Here is a 15,111-nt window from a genome sequence, read left to right as displayed (position 1 = left end):
TGAAACGAATACCAAACTCCGTTCCAATTTTTATAATATCTACTACAAATAATCAAATTAAATTGTTTTCATAAAAATAAATATTCTGTAATTATGAAATATCTACCTGTAAATGACGCATTATTTACATTTAATAGAAAAAATTTCGTTTCGCGATTAAAACCGAACTCTATAGCTATTTTTCATTCAAATGATGAATATCCCCGTAATGGCGATCAAAACTTCATTTTTAAGCAAAACCCTGACTTTTTTTACCTATCCGGTATCGACCAGGAGCAGAGTGTACTGGTTTTATACCCCGATTGTCCTAATCACCAATACAGAGAAGTACTCTTTTTAAGACAGACAAGCGAATTGATCGCTGTTTGGGAGGGTCATAAGTATACTAAAGACGAAGCACGGGCTGCATCGGGCATCCAAAGCATTTTCTGGTTAACAGAATACGATACAATTTTGCATACTATTATTAATTATGCAGACAATGTATACATTAATACCAATGAAAATGACCGTTATAGTCATACAGTACCCTATCGCGACATGCGCGAATATGAAAAACTGCGTCAAAGGTACCCGCTGCATAATTATCATCGATCGGCTTTAGTATTACGCGACCTGCGTGTTGTAAAATCAGACATCGAGATTGAACTGACCAGAAAAGCATGCGAAATTACCCGCGATGGCTTTATCCGTGTATTGAAATTTGTAAAGCCGGGTGTAGCCGAGTATGAAATTGAGGCCGAAGTAATTCATGAATTTATAAAGCAACGGGCAACCGGCCACGCTTACAACCCCATCATCGCATCTGGCAAGAACGCTAATGTATTACATTATGTAGAGAACAACCAGGTTTGTAACGATGGCGATGTGATACTTTTTGACTGGGCAGCCGAGTATGCGAACTACAATGCCGACATGAGCCGGTCTATTCCCGTTAACGGCCGTTACACAAATCGTCAGCGTGACGTGTACAATGCGGTGCTGCGCGTAATGAAAGCTTCTATACAAATGATAGTTGCCGGCACAGTGTGGAACGATTACCATGATGAGGTTGGTAAGATCATGACAGGCGAACTCATTGGCCTTGGCTTACTGGACAAACACGACGTGGCAAAACAGGATCCTAAAGCACCTTTATATAAAAAGTACTTCATGCACGGCACATCGCACCATTTGGGTTTAGATGTGCATGATTTTGCCAGCCGCTACAAACCGTTCGAGGTAGGTAATATTCTCACCTGCGAGCCCGGCATCTATATCCCTGAAGAGGGTTTAGGCATAAGGTTAGAGAATAACATCCTGATCACCAAAGATGGTAATGTAGACCTGATGTCAGATATTCCTATCGAAGCAGAGCACATCGAGGAGATAATGAATAGTTAGGGAATTCGGATTTCGAATGTTCAATTTCGAATTTATGAGGACGGTAATTCCGAAATCGAACGTTCGAAATCCGAAATAAATCTATACAGGTTAAACCCTTCAACTTTTAAAGCTTTGGCAAGATCTTGCTGAAGCTTTTTTTTGTTTACGCCCACCATCATTTTTTGCTGGATGATATTGTAGGCTTTTTGAGTAAGGAGTAATTCTTTGCGGCTGTTTTTTAATCCTGAATGCGACAGTATAAAGTTGGTCAGCTCATCTATTCCTTCGTTTTTAGAGGCTACGGTTTTAAATATGGGTAATTGCTCCTCTTTTTGGAGGATGATCTTTTTTAAATTATTGATAAAAAGATCTGCGCCATCGCGGTCGGCTTTGTTAATGATAAAGGCATCGGCAATTTCCATCAAGCCGGATTTAATGTTCTGTATCTCGTCGCCTGCTTCGGGCACCAGCATCACAAAAGTTATATCGGCCAGTCCGGCAATCTCAACCTCACTCTGGCCTACGCCTACGGTTTCGATAATTACATAATCGAAACCGGATGCCCGCAGTACATCGGCCATTTCGATTGTTTTGGCCGAAAGCCCACCTAATGAACCACGGGTAGCTATCGACCGGATAAAAACATCAGGATGGTTAAAGTGCGATGCCATCCTGATCCTATCGCCTAGCAACGACCCGAAATTAAACGGCGATGTAGGGTCGATAGCTAATATGGCTACCTTCTTATGTTGCTGTAAAAGATTATTGATAATGGCGTTCACCAGCGTACTCTTACCCGCACCCGGCGGGCCGGTTATACCTATAATAGGGACGTCGTTATTAAAAATAAGGCTTTTTAAAAGGGTGTCGGCACCTTTCAGGTTATTCTCCACAACAGTTAGTGCGCGTGCAACCTTCCTGAAATTAATTTCGCTGCCCGCCATTGTCTGTTTGTGTAAATTGCCGCCCTGCCATTGTATTACAAATGAATAAATTTATAATAACATAAGGTAATATAATCTTTATTATTGCAGTTTTAGCTCAAATGCCCGTAACCCCAAAGCCACAGCATATATTAATAAGCCGTACCGATGCCATTGGCGATGTAGTGCTTACCCTGCCCGTGGCTGCATATCTGAAAGAGCTGCTATCCGGTTGCAAGGTGTCATTCCTGGGGCGCAATTATACAGGGCCTGTTATTAACACGTGTACTGCTGTCGATGAATTTATTAGTTACGACAATATAAAGGCCATGCCCCGCCAAGATCAGTTAGCTTATATTAAATCAAAACAGTTTGATACTATTATCCATGTGTTCCCTAACAAACATATTGCCGGGTTGGCAAAAAAGGCGGGCATCCCTTTACGAGTGGGTACTACTAACCGGCTTTACCACTGGTTAACCTGTAACGAAACGGTTAAACTAAGCCGTAAAAATTCTGATCTGCATGAGGCACAATTGAACCTGGCCTTATTGAGGCCTTTCGGATATAAAGGCGGCGCTTCATTAAATGACCTTATACAGCATTATAAATTTAGCGATACTAACCATTTGCCTGAGAGATTTAAAGAATATTTGCCGGCGGATAGGTTTAACCTCATCATCCATCCAAAATCGCACGGCAGTGGGATGGAGTGGGGGCTTAATAATTTTGCTAAATTAATAGATCTTTTACCTGCCGATAAATTCAACGTCATCATAAGCGGGTCAAATAAAGAAAGAGAGTTGCTTTTCCCCTGGATAGCCACCCTGCCCGGGCACGTTATTGACCTGACAGGCCAAATGTCGTTAACCGAATTCATCTCCTTTATTTTTAATGCCGGCGGATTAATTGCTTCAGGTACCGGTCCGCTGCACATTGCAGCTGCCTCGGGCATCCATACATTGGGATTATTCCCGTCATTAAAGCCGATCCACGCGGGCAGGTGGGCGCCTTTGGGCGAGCAGGCGGAATTTTTAGAAAGCGGAACGGAAACAATAGATACAATTACAGTAGATAATGTGTTTAACACCATTGATACCTGGATATGAGTAAACCACGCGTTTTAGTGACATTTGACGCAATGCGTTACCCTAATACCGGGTTGTTCTCCTTCGGTAAAAGCTTTGGCAGGGCCTTGCTGCGCAACAATAATTGCCAGTTTGAGCTTGACTATTTTTTTTACTCCCCAGATACTATAGAATTTGACACTGAAGATGTTCATAAAACTTATCTACAAAAGCATAATAAGTTTTTCTTCTTCAATAAAAACAACGTAGCGCTTTTTCACTTTACAGATCAGATGTCGCGCTTGAAGCCTAAAAAGGTGTTTGGCCGAAAAAAGATCCTCACGATACACGATATTAATCAGGTACATGAGGTCACCAACCCGGATCAGCTGAGAATTTACCTGGATAAATTGGGAGAACGGATAGATAGCTGCGACCGCATAGTAACCATATCCCAATTCGCGGCTGCAGATGTGCTCAACTATTTCCCGAAAGTGGCTGATAAGCTAAGCGTTATATATAATGGTGCCGACAAGCCGCATTTGCCTAACGGCCACTTGCCTTCGTATATACCTGAAAGGGAATTTTTGTTTACCATAGGTATTGTGTCGGCAAAAAAGAATTTTCATGTTTTACCCGCATTATTGGCTGATAATGATTTGGAGCTTTTGATTGCCGGCATTAAAACACCTTACGAAAACCAGGTAATGGCCGAGGCTGCAAAATACGGCTGTACCGATAGGGTGAAGGTAATAGGGACTATAAGTGACGATGACCGTGCATGGTATTATCAAAATTGCCAAGCTTTTGTATTCCCTTCTATTGCAGAGGGTTTTGGTTTACCGGTAATAGAGGCTATGCACTTTGGTAAACCGGTCTTCTCATCTACGCGAACATCGTTGCCTGAAGTAGCAGGTAATGCAGCCTATTATTTTAAAACCTTTGATGGTGCCGATATGCAACGTGTTTTTAAAGAAGGGATGCAGCATTTTAATGCAAACAATGGTGCAGAAAGATCTGTTGCGCACGCCGCTAAATATAATTGGGATGATACCGCCCGGTTATATATGCAGCTTTACAGGGATGTTCTTCAAAAATAAAGTACAGGCGGGCTCGTTTAATATGCTTGCTTAGGCTTTACATGTAATTGGCTAATTACTATTAGCTTTGCACCTTAATAATTTAAATGAAGACTTATTTTAGGCTGTTATCTTTTGCTAAACCGATAGAAAAATTTGCCATCCCCTATATTTTATGCACTATTTTATACGTGGTGTTCAGCACCAGTGTGATTGTACTGATAGGCCCCTTATTGCAAACCTTGTTTGCTACCCATACCATTGATCAGGCCCTTATTGTTTTAAAAAAGCCTGATGCTGTTTTAGATGCTACAGGCTGGTTTAAATATTACCTGCAATACTTTCTTAAATATTATGACCAGTGGACAGCCTTAAAATTCGTGTGCGCGGTTATCGTTGTATCTGTCGTTATTGGCAACTTTTTTCGTTACCTGTCGCAGCGTATTATGGAAAACCTGCGCGTGCATACCTTACTTAAATTACGCAAGGCCGTGTTTGATAACGTGATGAATTTGCACCTGGGCTATTTTAATAATGAGCGTAAGGGCGATATCCTCACTAAAGTAGCTTCAGATGTACAGGTGGTACAATACTCAGTAACAAGTACGCTGCAAGTTGTATTTAAAGAACCGTTTCAACTTATTGCGTTTTTAGTGGCCCTATTTGTTTTTTCGGTAAAACTTACATTAATCTCCCTGTTGGTTATCCCAATATCAGGCTTTATTATTTCACGGATAGTTAAACGTTTAAAGTCGCAGGCCATAGCCGGGCAGGAGTCATACAGTAACATGATCAGCTACTTAGACGAGGCATTGTCCGGCATCCGTATCGTTAAGGCATTTAACGCAACCGAGTTTACAAAGGATCGTTTTAATGAAGAAAATGTCCGGTATTCAAACATATCTCGCGGAATAGCGCGCCGGCAGCAACTGGCATCGCCTGTTTCCGAAAGTTTATCAATCAGCATGGTGGCGGTTATTTTGTTGTATGGCGGGTATATGATCTTTAATAAAACTTCTACCCTATCCCCGGGCGACTTTGTGGCATATATAGCCTTATTTTCGCAACTGATGCGCCCTGCCAAAGCTATTACCGATTCGTTCAGTAACATCCATTCCGGTATTGCCGCAGGCGAGCGGGTGCTTTCGTTAATCGATGAAAAACCCATGGTAACTGATGCTCAAAATGCTATCGTACTAACTGGCTTTAATCACGCAATAACGTTAGATAATGTCACCTTTTCTTACGGAGATAAGGCCATTCTTTCAAATATAAATATTACGGTGCCCAAAGGTAAAACTGTAGCGTTAGTTGGTCCCTCTGGCGGCGGTAAGTCAACGTTAATGGATCTGATCCCTCGTTTTATGGACCCTCAAGCGGGCTCTATATCAGTAGACGGGCAGGATATCCGAAATGTGACCGCTTATTCACTGCGCAGTTTAATGGGTGTTGTTAACCAGGAATCAGTGTTATTTAATGATACCATTTATAACAACATTGCGTTTGGGAAAAAAAATGTCAAGCCGGAAGATGTTGAATCTGCGGCACGCATAGCCAATGCCCATAACTTTATTTTAGAAACAGATAAAGGTTACCAAACCAACGTAGGCGACCGCGGTACAAAACTTTCGGGCGGTCAAAGACAACGGATCTGTATTGCCAGGGCGGTTCTTGACAACCCGCCGATTATGCTGCTGGATGAGGCAACATCCGCATTAGATACCGAGTCTGAAAAATTGGTACAGAACGCGCTAAATAACCTGATGAAGAACCGCACATCCCTAATTATTGCCCATAGATTAAGCACTATACAAAGTGCTGATATAATTATTGTGCTGGAAAATGGCAAAGTGGCCGAACAAGGTTCGCACCAACAATTATTGGCTAATAACGGGCTATACCGTAAGCTGATTGATATGCAAACATTTAACGATTAAGGATGACGGTTATGGATAAAAAGCAAGTGGTTGTGATTATCCCTTTTTATAAAGGAAACTTGTCTGCATCTGAATTAGTAGCGTTGCAACAATGCGTTAATATGTTAAGTGATTTCCCGCTCATAGCGATCAAACCTCAAGAGTTAACATTGCCCAGAGAAGTCAGTCAGTTAGGGATAACTAAATCGGTTTCGTTTGACGATCACTTCTTTGCGAGTATCAGCGGTTATAATGCGCTCATGTTGTCAGATGTGTTTTATAAGACCTTTCTTGACTATGAGTTCATGCTGATTCATCAATTGGATGCCTTTATATTTAAAAACGAATTAAGTTATTGGTGCAATAAGGGGTTTGATTATATAGGAGCTCCCTGGCTCCGGGAGTTTCCATACATCGACTTTATTAAAGGAATCAAATCACAGATCCTGCAAAAAACGCATATACGTACAAACAAGCTAAAGGATGGCTTGCCTTCGCCTTTGCAATTTGAGAACCGGGTAGGCAATGGCGGGCTGTCACTGCGGCGTACAAAGAAATTTTACGATATAGCTTTAAATATGCAGCCGCGAATGCATGACTACCTCAATCGTACAGAACACCAATATAATGAAGATGCTTTTTGGAGTATTGAAGTGAATCGCAAAAACAAAGTTTTGAAAATCCCTTCGCTTAAAACAGGCCTTAAGTTTTCTATGGAGCTTTTTCCCGAACGAGCGTTTCAACTGAACCACAACGAGCTCCCTTTTGGCTGTCATGCCTGGGATAAGTATCCCGACTTTTGGCGGCCGGTGTTTAATGATTACGGTTATAATATTTAGTACAGTCCAGGCGATTTTTGCTTGCTATACTTTTTGAAAATGTAATAGTTCATTTTAAAAAATAGGGCAGGGTTTAGCTTGAAAAATCGGTTGTTTTTCCAAAGTACGTTATAAACCGTACTCATTGGAAACTTATAAGAAATCATTTTATCAATGAAATTTTTAAAAGTCACTTTTTCCTCGCGCAATACAACATCATGTGTTAGCTTTTTTTCGATTGAATAAGGCAGGATATGGTTCCACTTCGAGAAAAGCTTTAAATTTTCTACCATCCATGTGCGGTCAAAATGGCCTTCCGAGAAATGTTTGATCAGTATCTCGTAAGTTACAGCTACCTTGTATTTGCAACCTATACTTAGGGATATATCAATATCGTAGCAATGAAATCCTTTAAATGTATTTTCATCAAACTTAATTTCGGCTGCTATTTTTTTAGTAGTGCAAAGCCAAACGCCATCAACACAAGCTACGGTTTTAAGTTTATCATTACCGGGGTTTCTATTTAAATGGAAGTCTTTTTTTTGATCGTGTTTAAAGACTTGGATAATATTGCCGTAAACCGTGTTTTCTGTAAAGCCGCCCCATTTGGATGGGGTTAAGGGCCTGTAGCTGCTGCCTGCCACGCCAACCAGGCCCAGCGAAGGGTCTTTGAATAAGTTCAACAGTACGCTGCCCCAATTGTTGGTTTTAATAATAATATCCTCATGAACAAAACACAACACCTCATATTGTGCCTTTTCAGATGCTTCATTGTAAACCTGGCAAATACCTTTCTTACTTCCGCGGTTATCAATGGCAATTAGCTCGTAAGGTACACCGATAGTTGTGTTGATATTATAGGTAACTGCTTTTAACAGGGCCGGGTTTATCGAACATATAATTACCGAAATCATAATTAAATAAATAAGCAGATGTGAAAATTGTAACTATATATGTCAATAACGACAAATATAGGAATATATTACTCCATATTGCTCTATACGTAAAAAGCTGTAGCAACGCTACAGCTTTTTAGTAATTATCTAAATGTATATGCTTAAACTAACTTATAGGAATTTAAATCCGATACCCAACTGGAATACCTGGTTCCTGAAATCGGGCAGGTTGGAATTAAAATCGCCGTTGTTATGGCTCAGGTCAATTGCATAACGCGCCCTAAGTTCAACGTTACGGTTCAAGTCAATCCCGACACCAACTACCCCGGCAACATAACTTCTGTCGCCCTGGTTATTGTAATGATCTGCATAAACGGTGTTAAAACCATTATCAAACGTATTACGGGTTGATGTTAAGAACGTTAACTGCGGCCCGACAACAAAGTTAAAACCACGCGTTACCCTAAATTTAGCCAGTAAAGGAATATCAATGTAGTTTGTTTTTTGTTTAAAGGTACCATCCACAGTTTCGGCTTTGTAACCTTTTTGAGAAAACAAAACTTCGGGTGCAAATGATAATGGGTAAATTAGCGGGATCTCGAATGTTAAACCTACGTGCGCGCCGGTTATACCGCTTGTGCTAAAACGCGAGTCGTAAGCATCAACGGTGTTTGAAAAGTTGAAACCACCTGCTATACCAACTTTTGGTTGATAAAAATCATCGTACCCGCGGCGAATAGGTTGTTGTTGCACCGGTTGGCGCCTCATTACCCTGCGCGGGCCGCGTCGCGGTCCGTCATATACGCGCTGTGCGCTTACCGAGCCTGCTACCGTGAGCAGCGCTATAGCAAAAAAGAGAATTTTCTTCATTGTGTTTAAATTTTATAAAGCCATAGAGTACTTTTTTTGCCAAAGGTTTATTCTGGCCGGCATATTTTAAATACGCCGGTACAAAAACAATATTGCCTTAATATAGATTTAAGGTACATTTGAACCATTATGCAGCCTAAAAAGATCTTAACGTGTATCACTATAGTTACGCTCAGTTTTATAGCCCAAAGCACGTTTGCACAAAAAATAAGTCTTATAAAAGCATTGAATGAGCCCAACCACTGGGTAGATTCTGTTTTTAAGAAACTGAACCGCAGACAGCGTATAGCGCAGCTGTTTTTTATAAGGGCGCATACTAACCGCGGGCAAGCCTATGAAGATTCTGTTGGTAAAGTAATTAAAGATGAGCACGTAGGCGGCGTAGTGTTTTTTCAGGGCGGGCCGGTACGGCAGGCCAATCTTACTAACACCTATCAGAAATTATCACGCGTGCCGTTACTGGTGGCGCAGGATGGTGAGTGGGGATTGGGAATGCGCCTGGATTCAACCGTTTCGTACCCTTATCAAATGACCCTGGGTGCGATCCAGGATAATAACCTGATCTACAAAATGGGCCAGATGGTAGCCTATGATTTTAAGCGCTTAGGGGTTAATATCAACTTCGGGCCGGTGTTTGACGTGAATAATAACCCAAATAACCCGGTGATCAATTACCGTTCGTTTGGCGATAATAAATATAACGTAGCTAAAAAAGGGATCGCTTACTATACCGGAATGGAAAGCGGCGGACTAATTACCATTGCCAAGCACTTCCCCGGTCACGGCGATACCAACGTAGATTCGCACTTTGATCTACCGTTGTTGGCGTTTACCCGCGAGCGGCTTGATTCATTAGAGCAGTATCCTTTCCGCGAAGCAATTAGTGCGGGTATAGGCGGAGTAATGATAGCCCACATGAGTATCCCGGCGTTGGATACAACCAAAAATTTGCCGTCTACCTTGTCAAGGCCAATTGTTACCGGGATCTTGAAGGATTCTTTACGCTTTAAAGGGATTGTTGCTTCTGACGCAATGGAAATGAAGGGGGTTACTAAATACTTCCCTAACGGCGAAGCCGACCTGCGCGCATTTTTGGCAGGCAACGACCTGATAGAGCTATCTGAAAACTCAAAGAATGCCGAGAAACTAATCCGCAAGGCCGTGCGCCAGGGTAAGATCTCGAAAGAAGAATTTGAAGCGAAGGTTAAAAAGATGCTCGCCGCCAAATATTGGGCGGGTTTGAATAATTTTCAACCGATAGCAACAACAAATTTAACCGCCGATTTAAACCGCCCTGCCGCTGCCGAACTGGTACAGCAATTAAGCGATGCCGCGGTAACTATGATAAAAGGCGATAGCCGTGTATTGAGGCAAAACCCGCTTAAACGCACTGCTATTATCAGTATTGGTGTAGAAGGGCAAACTACTTTTCAGCGCGAGCTTTTTAAATGGTACCCTAACAGCCAGTTATTCCAGGTAAGTAAAAATGCCGCAGCTGCCGATCTCAACAATTTGCTTTCAACACTGAAGCAATACGATCAGGTGTTTATAGGAATTCATGATAGCCGATTGCGCCCTGCGAGTAAGCTGGATTACAGCAGCGATGTTAAAATGCTGATTGCCGACTTAGCGGCTAAACCGAATGCCGTGGTAAGCGTATTTGCCAACCCGTATGCCATTGCCGGTTTGCCCGGTATAGAAAAAAGCAGTGCGCTGTTAGCATGCTATCAAAAAGATGATAGTATGCAACGTGCTGCCGTGAAAGTGATAACCGGTCAGCAAAAACCTATTGGTAAATTGCCGGTTAGCATTAATACCTTCTTTACCACCGGGATGAGTGTAAGCTTGTAATTACTGCTTCAGCGCAGTTTTAAAAGTACTATCGCTCTCATTCAACACGTGGTAATAGGCATTATTGCCCCATTTAAAACGGGCTGCGTTTGCTTTAAGTAGTGTTTTGATCACATTGCGTGATGTATGCATTTCCTGCAAATTCATTTGTGCAACCGTGCGCGATGCATATAATATAAAATCGCCAAAGGTTTCATCACTGATGTTGTATTGTGTTAGGAATTCGTAATCGGTATTGAATTTTTTTAGTTGTGGCTGCAATTTATCTATCACATAGGCGGTAAATAATTGCGCGCCACTTAAGTCGCTTACCAACTGCGTGTTTTGAGTGGTGTCAGCCGGTACAAAAACATCGGGCATGATCCCGCCAAAGCTCAATACCTTGCGCCCTGTGGATGTATGAAATACCGAGCCTTTTAAAAAGGTGCTGTCGCTCAGGCTGTTTTTTTCGTTCAATAGTTCACCCTTACGTACGCGATCGGCCAGTTCATTACGGTAACTGGCAACGCCGTTTTTGTATGATTTCTGTATCGACCTGCCTGATGGGGTGTAATACCTTGCAACGGTTAAGTTAACCGCGGTGCCATCTCCAAACGGGAATTGCTGTTGCACTAAGCCCTTGCCAAACGAGCGACGGCCTACAATGGTAGCTCTGTCCAGATCTTGCAAGGCCCCGGCCAGTATTTCACTTGCCGATGCCGAGTACTCGTCCATAATTACAACCAGCCTACCTTTTTCATATAAGCCAGAATCGGTAGCGAAATAATCGGTACGGGGCTCATGTACACCCAACGTGTAAACAATCAGTTTGCCTTTGGGTAAAAACTCATCGGCCAGGGCAGTAGCGGTATTGAGATAGCCGCCGCCGTTTCCGCGCAAGTCAAGCACCAGTTTTTCCATTCCATCAACCTTCAACCGTTTTAGGGCATCTTGAAAATCAACATCAGTTTTGGTGGCAAATTTGGAGATCTTAACATAACCAATATTTTTACCCGCAATGTATGCTGCATCCACACTGCTAAGTTCAATCCGGCCACGTTTAAGCACATAATCTTTCACCGGGCCGTTGTTTTTTGATACACCCAAAATAATACGGGTATCTTTATCGCCCCTGAATAATTTAGCGACTCGTGCAATAGTAAGCTTAGTGCCCGAGAATGATTTGCCATCTACTTTTATCACCCGGTCACCGGTTTGCAGGCCAGCCTTAGCGGCGGGCCCGTCAGCGTTAACTTGCGTCACCACCAGCGTGTCGCGTAAAAGCTGGTACTCTAATCCTATCCCGTTAAAACCGCCGCCCAAACGTTCGTTTATAGAACGGGCCTGTTGCGCAGGTAAATAAACCGAGTGCGGATCGAGGTTTTGCAGCATATCGTTTACGGTAACGCCTTCAATGCTATCGGTATTAACTGAATCTACATATTTGTTGGTTACCAGGTAAAGTACCTTCGATAATTTATCGCTGCTGCCCGATAAATTGATGAGCGGGTGAGAGGAGAACTCGTTATTGCTTATTAACAACCCAATGGTTACCCCTATAAGTATTAAAATTAAAGTCCTGAAAATTATACCCGCCGTTTTTTTCATTGAGATGTGCCGTGCAAATTTAAACAATAGCGAGTATTACCTATAATTTATATCGCGTTCGTTGCTTTGATGTTTTTTATTCAATTTTGTTAAAAATTATTTGAATTAAATGGACAGAACCACCGAAAAAGATTCGAAATATACCGGCCTCGAGAATATGCCATTGAGTGAGTTGCTCCGAAATATTAATAATGAAGATAAAACCGTAGCAGGTGTGGTGGAGAAGGCCTTTGAGCAGATTGAAGACCTGGCTACCATTGTTACCGAAAAGATGCGGATTGGGGGCCGCTTATTTTATATAGGTGCAGGCACCAGCGGCAGGCTGGGTGTGGTTGATGCATCAGAATGCCCGCCAACCTTTGGTGTGCCGTTTGACAGGGTGGTGGGGATTATTGCAGGGGGTGACGGTGCTATCCGCAAAGCAGTTGAATTTGCCGAAGACGATACCCAACAAGCTTGGAAAGACCTGACGGCCTTTAATATTAATGAAACGGATGTAGTGGTGGGCATAGCAGCATCGGGTACAACGCCTTATGTGATAGGCGGCCTGCAAATGGCTAACGAACATAATATTGCCACCGGTTGTATTGTATGTAACAGTGGCAGCCCCGTTGCCGCCGAGGCGCAATACCCGGTAGAGGTTGTAACCGGCCCCGAATTTATTACCGGCAGCACGCGCATGAAGGCAGGCACGGCCCAAAAGCTTGTCTTAAATATGTTGAGCACAAGCGTTATGATACAATTGGGCCTTATAAAGGGTAATAAAATGGTGGATATGCAGTTAAGCAATGATAAGCTGATAGACCGCGGCACCCGTATGGTGATGGCCGAAACAAAGGTGGATTATAAAACTGCTGCCAAACTCTTAAAAGAGTATGGCAGTGTAAGGAACGCGGTAGAAGCTCATTCAAAAAGATAAGATTCAGTTTTGAATTTTATCTTTTGATTTTTGAATTTGAAACAATGCACGAGATAGAACCATATTATAGGTGGCGCGACGATTATATAGCCGCAGAGGACGAATATTCGCCTTTTTATGCCACGCTGTATAACGAGTTTGAGTACGATAAACAGATCTATAATTACCTGTTGCACCCACAGTGGGATTCATTCGGGTCGCAGACGCTGTACTTGAAAATCCTTTTTGTTGACTACGACAGGGGTTACAGCATCATTGAGTTCATTGGCGAATGGAATGATGCCATTAACAATGATATTATGCTGATGAAGCGCGAATTGTTTGAGCTAATGATAGATCAGGGTGTTAACAAATTCATCCTGATAGGCGAAAATGTTCTCAACTTCCACTTCTCTGATGATAGTTATTACGAAGAGTGGTTCCAGGAAGTGGAAGATGGCTGGATTGCGGGTATCAATTTCCAGGACCATGTGATCCGTGAATTTAAGAAAAGCAATATTGATTATTACATCAACTTCGGCGGGCAGCTGGATGAGTTGAACTGGCGCGCCTTAAAACCCGTGCAGGTTTTTAAAAAGGTGGAAGAGCAATTACAGAAGCGGCTGAACTAATTTGTACCGCATCGCAACAAAATCAACATTGCATTGTAACTTTTTCAGCTGTTATAACTTTTAGCACACTGATAACGTTTTTACTATATTCGTACTAAATAATTCTGAACTAAAAAATGGAAACTAAAACTACTACCGGCTACGTTTACGAAAACGTTAGCCATATTGAAAATGCCGATGCATCACGCAAATTTATAGCAAATGTTTTTTTGTGGATGTTTGTGGCACTTTGCCTGTCGGCGTTTTGCGCCTACATCTTTGCTTTTAACCGCGAGCTGTCGTCTGTACTGCGCGACCCCGAAACAGGCCGTAACAATATTTACGGAACAATCGTCATGTTCTCGCCGCTCATTATAGCGTTCGCGTTTAATAAAATTTATAACAGCGTTGGCTTTGTAGGCCTGGTGTTGGTATTCCTGCTGTTTGCAGCATTAATGGGCACCAGCTTAAGCTTTATCTTTTACGCTTATTCGCTTACTACCGTTTACACGGTGTTTATTACCACCGCAGTGGTATTTGGTGTAATGGCAGTTGGGGGCTATATTACCCATCAGGACCTTACCAAATTTGGGTCATTGTTGATCATGCTTTTAATCGGTATCATTATAGCCAGTTTTGTAAATATTTTGCTGTTACACAGCAGCGGCCTCGATCTGATTATCAGCTATGCTGGTGCAGCTATCTTTATCGGTTTAACCGCATACGATGTGCAGAAGTTGAAACGTATTGGCGCAGGTCTCGAGTATGGCGATGCATCAGGTAAAAAAATGGCAATTATGGGCGCATTAACCCTGTATCTTGATTTTGTGAACTTGTTTTTATTCTTGCTGCGTATTTTTGGCGGTAACAGGAGATAATAAAAAAACACCTTTTATTAAAGCTGCCTTGAACAAGGCGGCTTTTTTTGTTTTACCGGCTTTTGTAAGGATGTATCAAGCCCTTGCACTTTACAAACTAATTAATCATCTTTGTAACGCTTATAGAGAAAGACGGAGGGATTAGACCCTGCGATGTCTTAGCAACCTGTTACTTAACAAGGTGCTACATTCTACTTCGGTTGGTTAACGATCGCGGACAGATAAGTTAAAGTCAAAACTATACCCGACTTTTCAACGTAAGCTTTTTTTGTTGTGTGTTGCCAGGTTCCTGTGATCTGCCATTTACAATTTTGTAACCTGTAGCTGATCATTACCCGCCACACGCCACCGA

Annotated in this window: 13 protein-coding genes and 1 riboswitch; of the genes, 9 read left to right on the top strand and 4 right to left on the bottom strand. The window is 42.2% G+C overall.

The features are described 5' to 3' along the window. The first annotated feature begins 93 nt into the window (after positions 1-93). Positions 94-1,383, top strand: a complete 1,290-nt coding sequence (locus IDJ76_RS07255; RefSeq protein ID WP_191162228.1) for an aminopeptidase P family protein — start codon at positions 94-96, stop codon at positions 1,381-1,383. 32 nt (positions 1,384-1,415) lie between these two features. On the opposite strand, the gene meaB is transcribed toward IDJ76_RS07255, so the two are convergent. Further along, on the bottom strand, positions 1,416-2,309 hold the full coding sequence (gene meaB / locus IDJ76_RS07250) for a methylmalonyl Co-A mutase-associated GTPase MeaB (RefSeq protein ID WP_191162226.1): 894 nt from the start codon (positions 2,307-2,309) through the stop codon (positions 1,416-1,418). Between the two features lie 101 nt (positions 2,310-2,410). Here meaB and IDJ76_RS07245 point away from each other — a divergent pair, with 101 nt between their 5' ends. From IDJ76_RS07245 to IDJ76_RS07230, 4 genes are all read left to right on the top strand, one after another. Continuing rightward, entirely contained in the window at positions 2,411-3,397 is a 987-nt protein-coding gene (locus IDJ76_RS07245; protein ID WP_191162224.1) for a glycosyltransferase family 9 protein, read from the top strand. Beyond that, entirely contained in the window at positions 3,394-4,455 is a 1,062-nt protein-coding gene (locus IDJ76_RS07240) for a glycosyltransferase family 4 protein (RefSeq protein ID WP_191162222.1), read from the top strand. The genes IDJ76_RS07245 and IDJ76_RS07240 overlap by 4 nt, the downstream gene beginning before the upstream one ends. 86 nt (positions 4,456-4,541) lie before the next feature. Further along, positions 4,542-6,371 (top strand): ABC transporter ATP-binding protein, encoded by a 1,830-nt coding sequence (locus tag IDJ76_RS07235; protein WP_191162221.1) that lies wholly within the window; start codon positions 4,542-4,544, stop codon positions 6,369-6,371. 11 nt (positions 6,372-6,382) lie between these two features. Further along, the gene (locus IDJ76_RS07230) at positions 6,383-7,189 is read left to right on the top strand and encodes a DUF5672 family protein (RefSeq protein WP_191162219.1); all 807 of its coding nucleotides are present in this window, start codon (positions 6,383-6,385) and stop codon (positions 7,187-7,189) included. Here the strand turns inward: IDJ76_RS07230 and IDJ76_RS07225 are convergent. Together IDJ76_RS07225 and IDJ76_RS07220 are read right to left on the bottom strand one after the other, a co-directional pair. Next, positions 7,186-8,082: a glycosyltransferase gene (locus tag IDJ76_RS07225; RefSeq protein WP_191162217.1), complete on the bottom strand. Its 897-nt coding sequence runs from the start codon at positions 8,080-8,082 to the stop codon at positions 7,186-7,188. The genes IDJ76_RS07230 and IDJ76_RS07225 overlap by 4 nt on opposite strands. Before the next feature lie 153 nt (positions 8,083-8,235). Further along, on the bottom strand, positions 8,236-8,934 hold the full coding sequence (locus tag IDJ76_RS07220; RefSeq protein WP_224746224.1) for a porin family protein: 699 nt from the start codon (positions 8,932-8,934) through the stop codon (positions 8,236-8,238). A gap of 129 nt (positions 8,935-9,063) precedes the next feature. On the opposite strand from IDJ76_RS07220, the gene IDJ76_RS07215 reads away from it, so the two are divergent. Next, positions 9,064-10,785 carry a glycoside hydrolase family 3 protein gene (locus tag IDJ76_RS07215; protein ID WP_191162215.1) on the top strand — a complete coding sequence of 574 codons (1,722 nt, stop codon included), beginning with the start codon at positions 9,064-9,066 and terminating at the stop codon, positions 10,783-10,785. On the opposite strand, the gene IDJ76_RS07210 is transcribed toward IDJ76_RS07215, so the two are convergent. After that, on the bottom strand, positions 10,786-12,372 hold the full coding sequence (locus tag IDJ76_RS07210) for a S41 family peptidase (protein WP_191162213.1): 1,587 nt from the start codon (positions 12,370-12,372) through the stop codon (positions 10,786-10,788). A gap of 109 nt (positions 12,373-12,481) precedes the next feature. On the opposite strand from IDJ76_RS07210, the gene IDJ76_RS07205 reads away from it, so the two are divergent. From IDJ76_RS07205 to IDJ76_RS07195, 3 genes are all read left to right on the top strand, one after another. Continuing rightward, the gene (locus IDJ76_RS07205) at positions 12,482-13,291 is read left to right on the top strand and encodes an N-acetylmuramic acid 6-phosphate etherase (RefSeq protein WP_191162211.1); all 810 of its coding nucleotides are present in this window, start codon (positions 12,482-12,484) and stop codon (positions 13,289-13,291) included. Positions 13,292-13,335: 44 nt separating this feature from the next. Continuing rightward, the gene (locus IDJ76_RS07200) at positions 13,336-13,902 is read left to right on the top strand and encodes a hypothetical protein (protein WP_191162209.1); all 567 of its coding nucleotides are present in this window, start codon (positions 13,336-13,338) and stop codon (positions 13,900-13,902) included. Positions 13,903-14,018: 116 nt separating this feature from the next. Next, entirely contained in the window at positions 14,019-14,759 is a 741-nt protein-coding gene (locus tag IDJ76_RS07195) for a Bax inhibitor-1/YccA family protein (protein WP_191162208.1), read from the top strand. Positions 14,760-14,876: 117 nt separating this feature from the next. After that, a riboswitch (SAM riboswitch) is annotated at positions 14,877-14,987 on the top strand. The last annotated feature ends 124 nt before the right edge of the window (positions 14,988-15,111 follow it).

The organism is Mucilaginibacter glaciei, from assembly GCF_014773245.1.
Classification (GTDB): Bacteria; Bacteroidota; Bacteroidia; order Sphingobacteriales; family Sphingobacteriaceae; genus Mucilaginibacter; species Mucilaginibacter glaciei.
Note: the sequence above shows the minus strand (reverse complement) of the source record. Positions and strands in the feature narration are given on the sequence as shown.

Bases quoted from the DNA above. Each gene is read 5' to 3' on its own strand.
- IDJ76_RS07255 (WP_191162228.1), top strand. From the start codon at position 94: ATGAAATATCTACCTGTAAATGACGCATTATTTACATTTAATAGAAAA.
- meaB (WP_191162226.1), bottom strand. From the start codon at position 2,309: ATGGCGGGCAGCGAAATTAATTTCAGGAAGGTTGCACGCGCACTAACT.
- IDJ76_RS07245 (WP_191162224.1), top strand. From the start codon at position 2,411: ATGCCCGTAACCCCAAAGCCACAGCATATATTAATAAGCCGTACCGAT.
- IDJ76_RS07240 (WP_191162222.1), top strand. From the start codon at position 3,394: ATGAGTAAACCACGCGTTTTAGTGACATTTGACGCAATGCGTTACCCT.
- IDJ76_RS07235 (WP_191162221.1), top strand. From the start codon at position 4,542: ATGAAGACTTATTTTAGGCTGTTATCTTTTGCTAAACCGATAGAAAAA.
- IDJ76_RS07230 (WP_191162219.1), top strand. From the start codon at position 6,383: ATGGATAAAAAGCAAGTGGTTGTGATTATCCCTTTTTATAAAGGAAAC.
- IDJ76_RS07225 (WP_191162217.1), bottom strand. From the start codon at position 8,082: ATGATTTCGGTAATTATATGTTCGATAAACCCGGCCCTGTTAAAAGCA.
- IDJ76_RS07220 (WP_224746224.1), bottom strand. From the start codon at position 8,934: ATGAAGAAAATTCTCTTTTTTGCTATAGCGCTGCTCACGGTAGCAGGC.
- IDJ76_RS07215 (WP_191162215.1), top strand. From the start codon at position 9,064: ATGCAGCCTAAAAAGATCTTAACGTGTATCACTATAGTTACGCTCAGT.
- IDJ76_RS07210 (WP_191162213.1), bottom strand. From the start codon at position 12,372: ATGAAAAAAACGGCGGGTATAATTTTCAGGACTTTAATTTTAATACTT.
- IDJ76_RS07205 (WP_191162211.1), top strand. From the start codon at position 12,482: ATGGACAGAACCACCGAAAAAGATTCGAAATATACCGGCCTCGAGAAT.
- IDJ76_RS07200 (WP_191162209.1), top strand. From the start codon at position 13,336: ATGCACGAGATAGAACCATATTATAGGTGGCGCGACGATTATATAGCC.
- IDJ76_RS07195 (WP_191162208.1), top strand. From the start codon at position 14,019: ATGGAAACTAAAACTACTACCGGCTACGTTTACGAAAACGTTAGCCAT.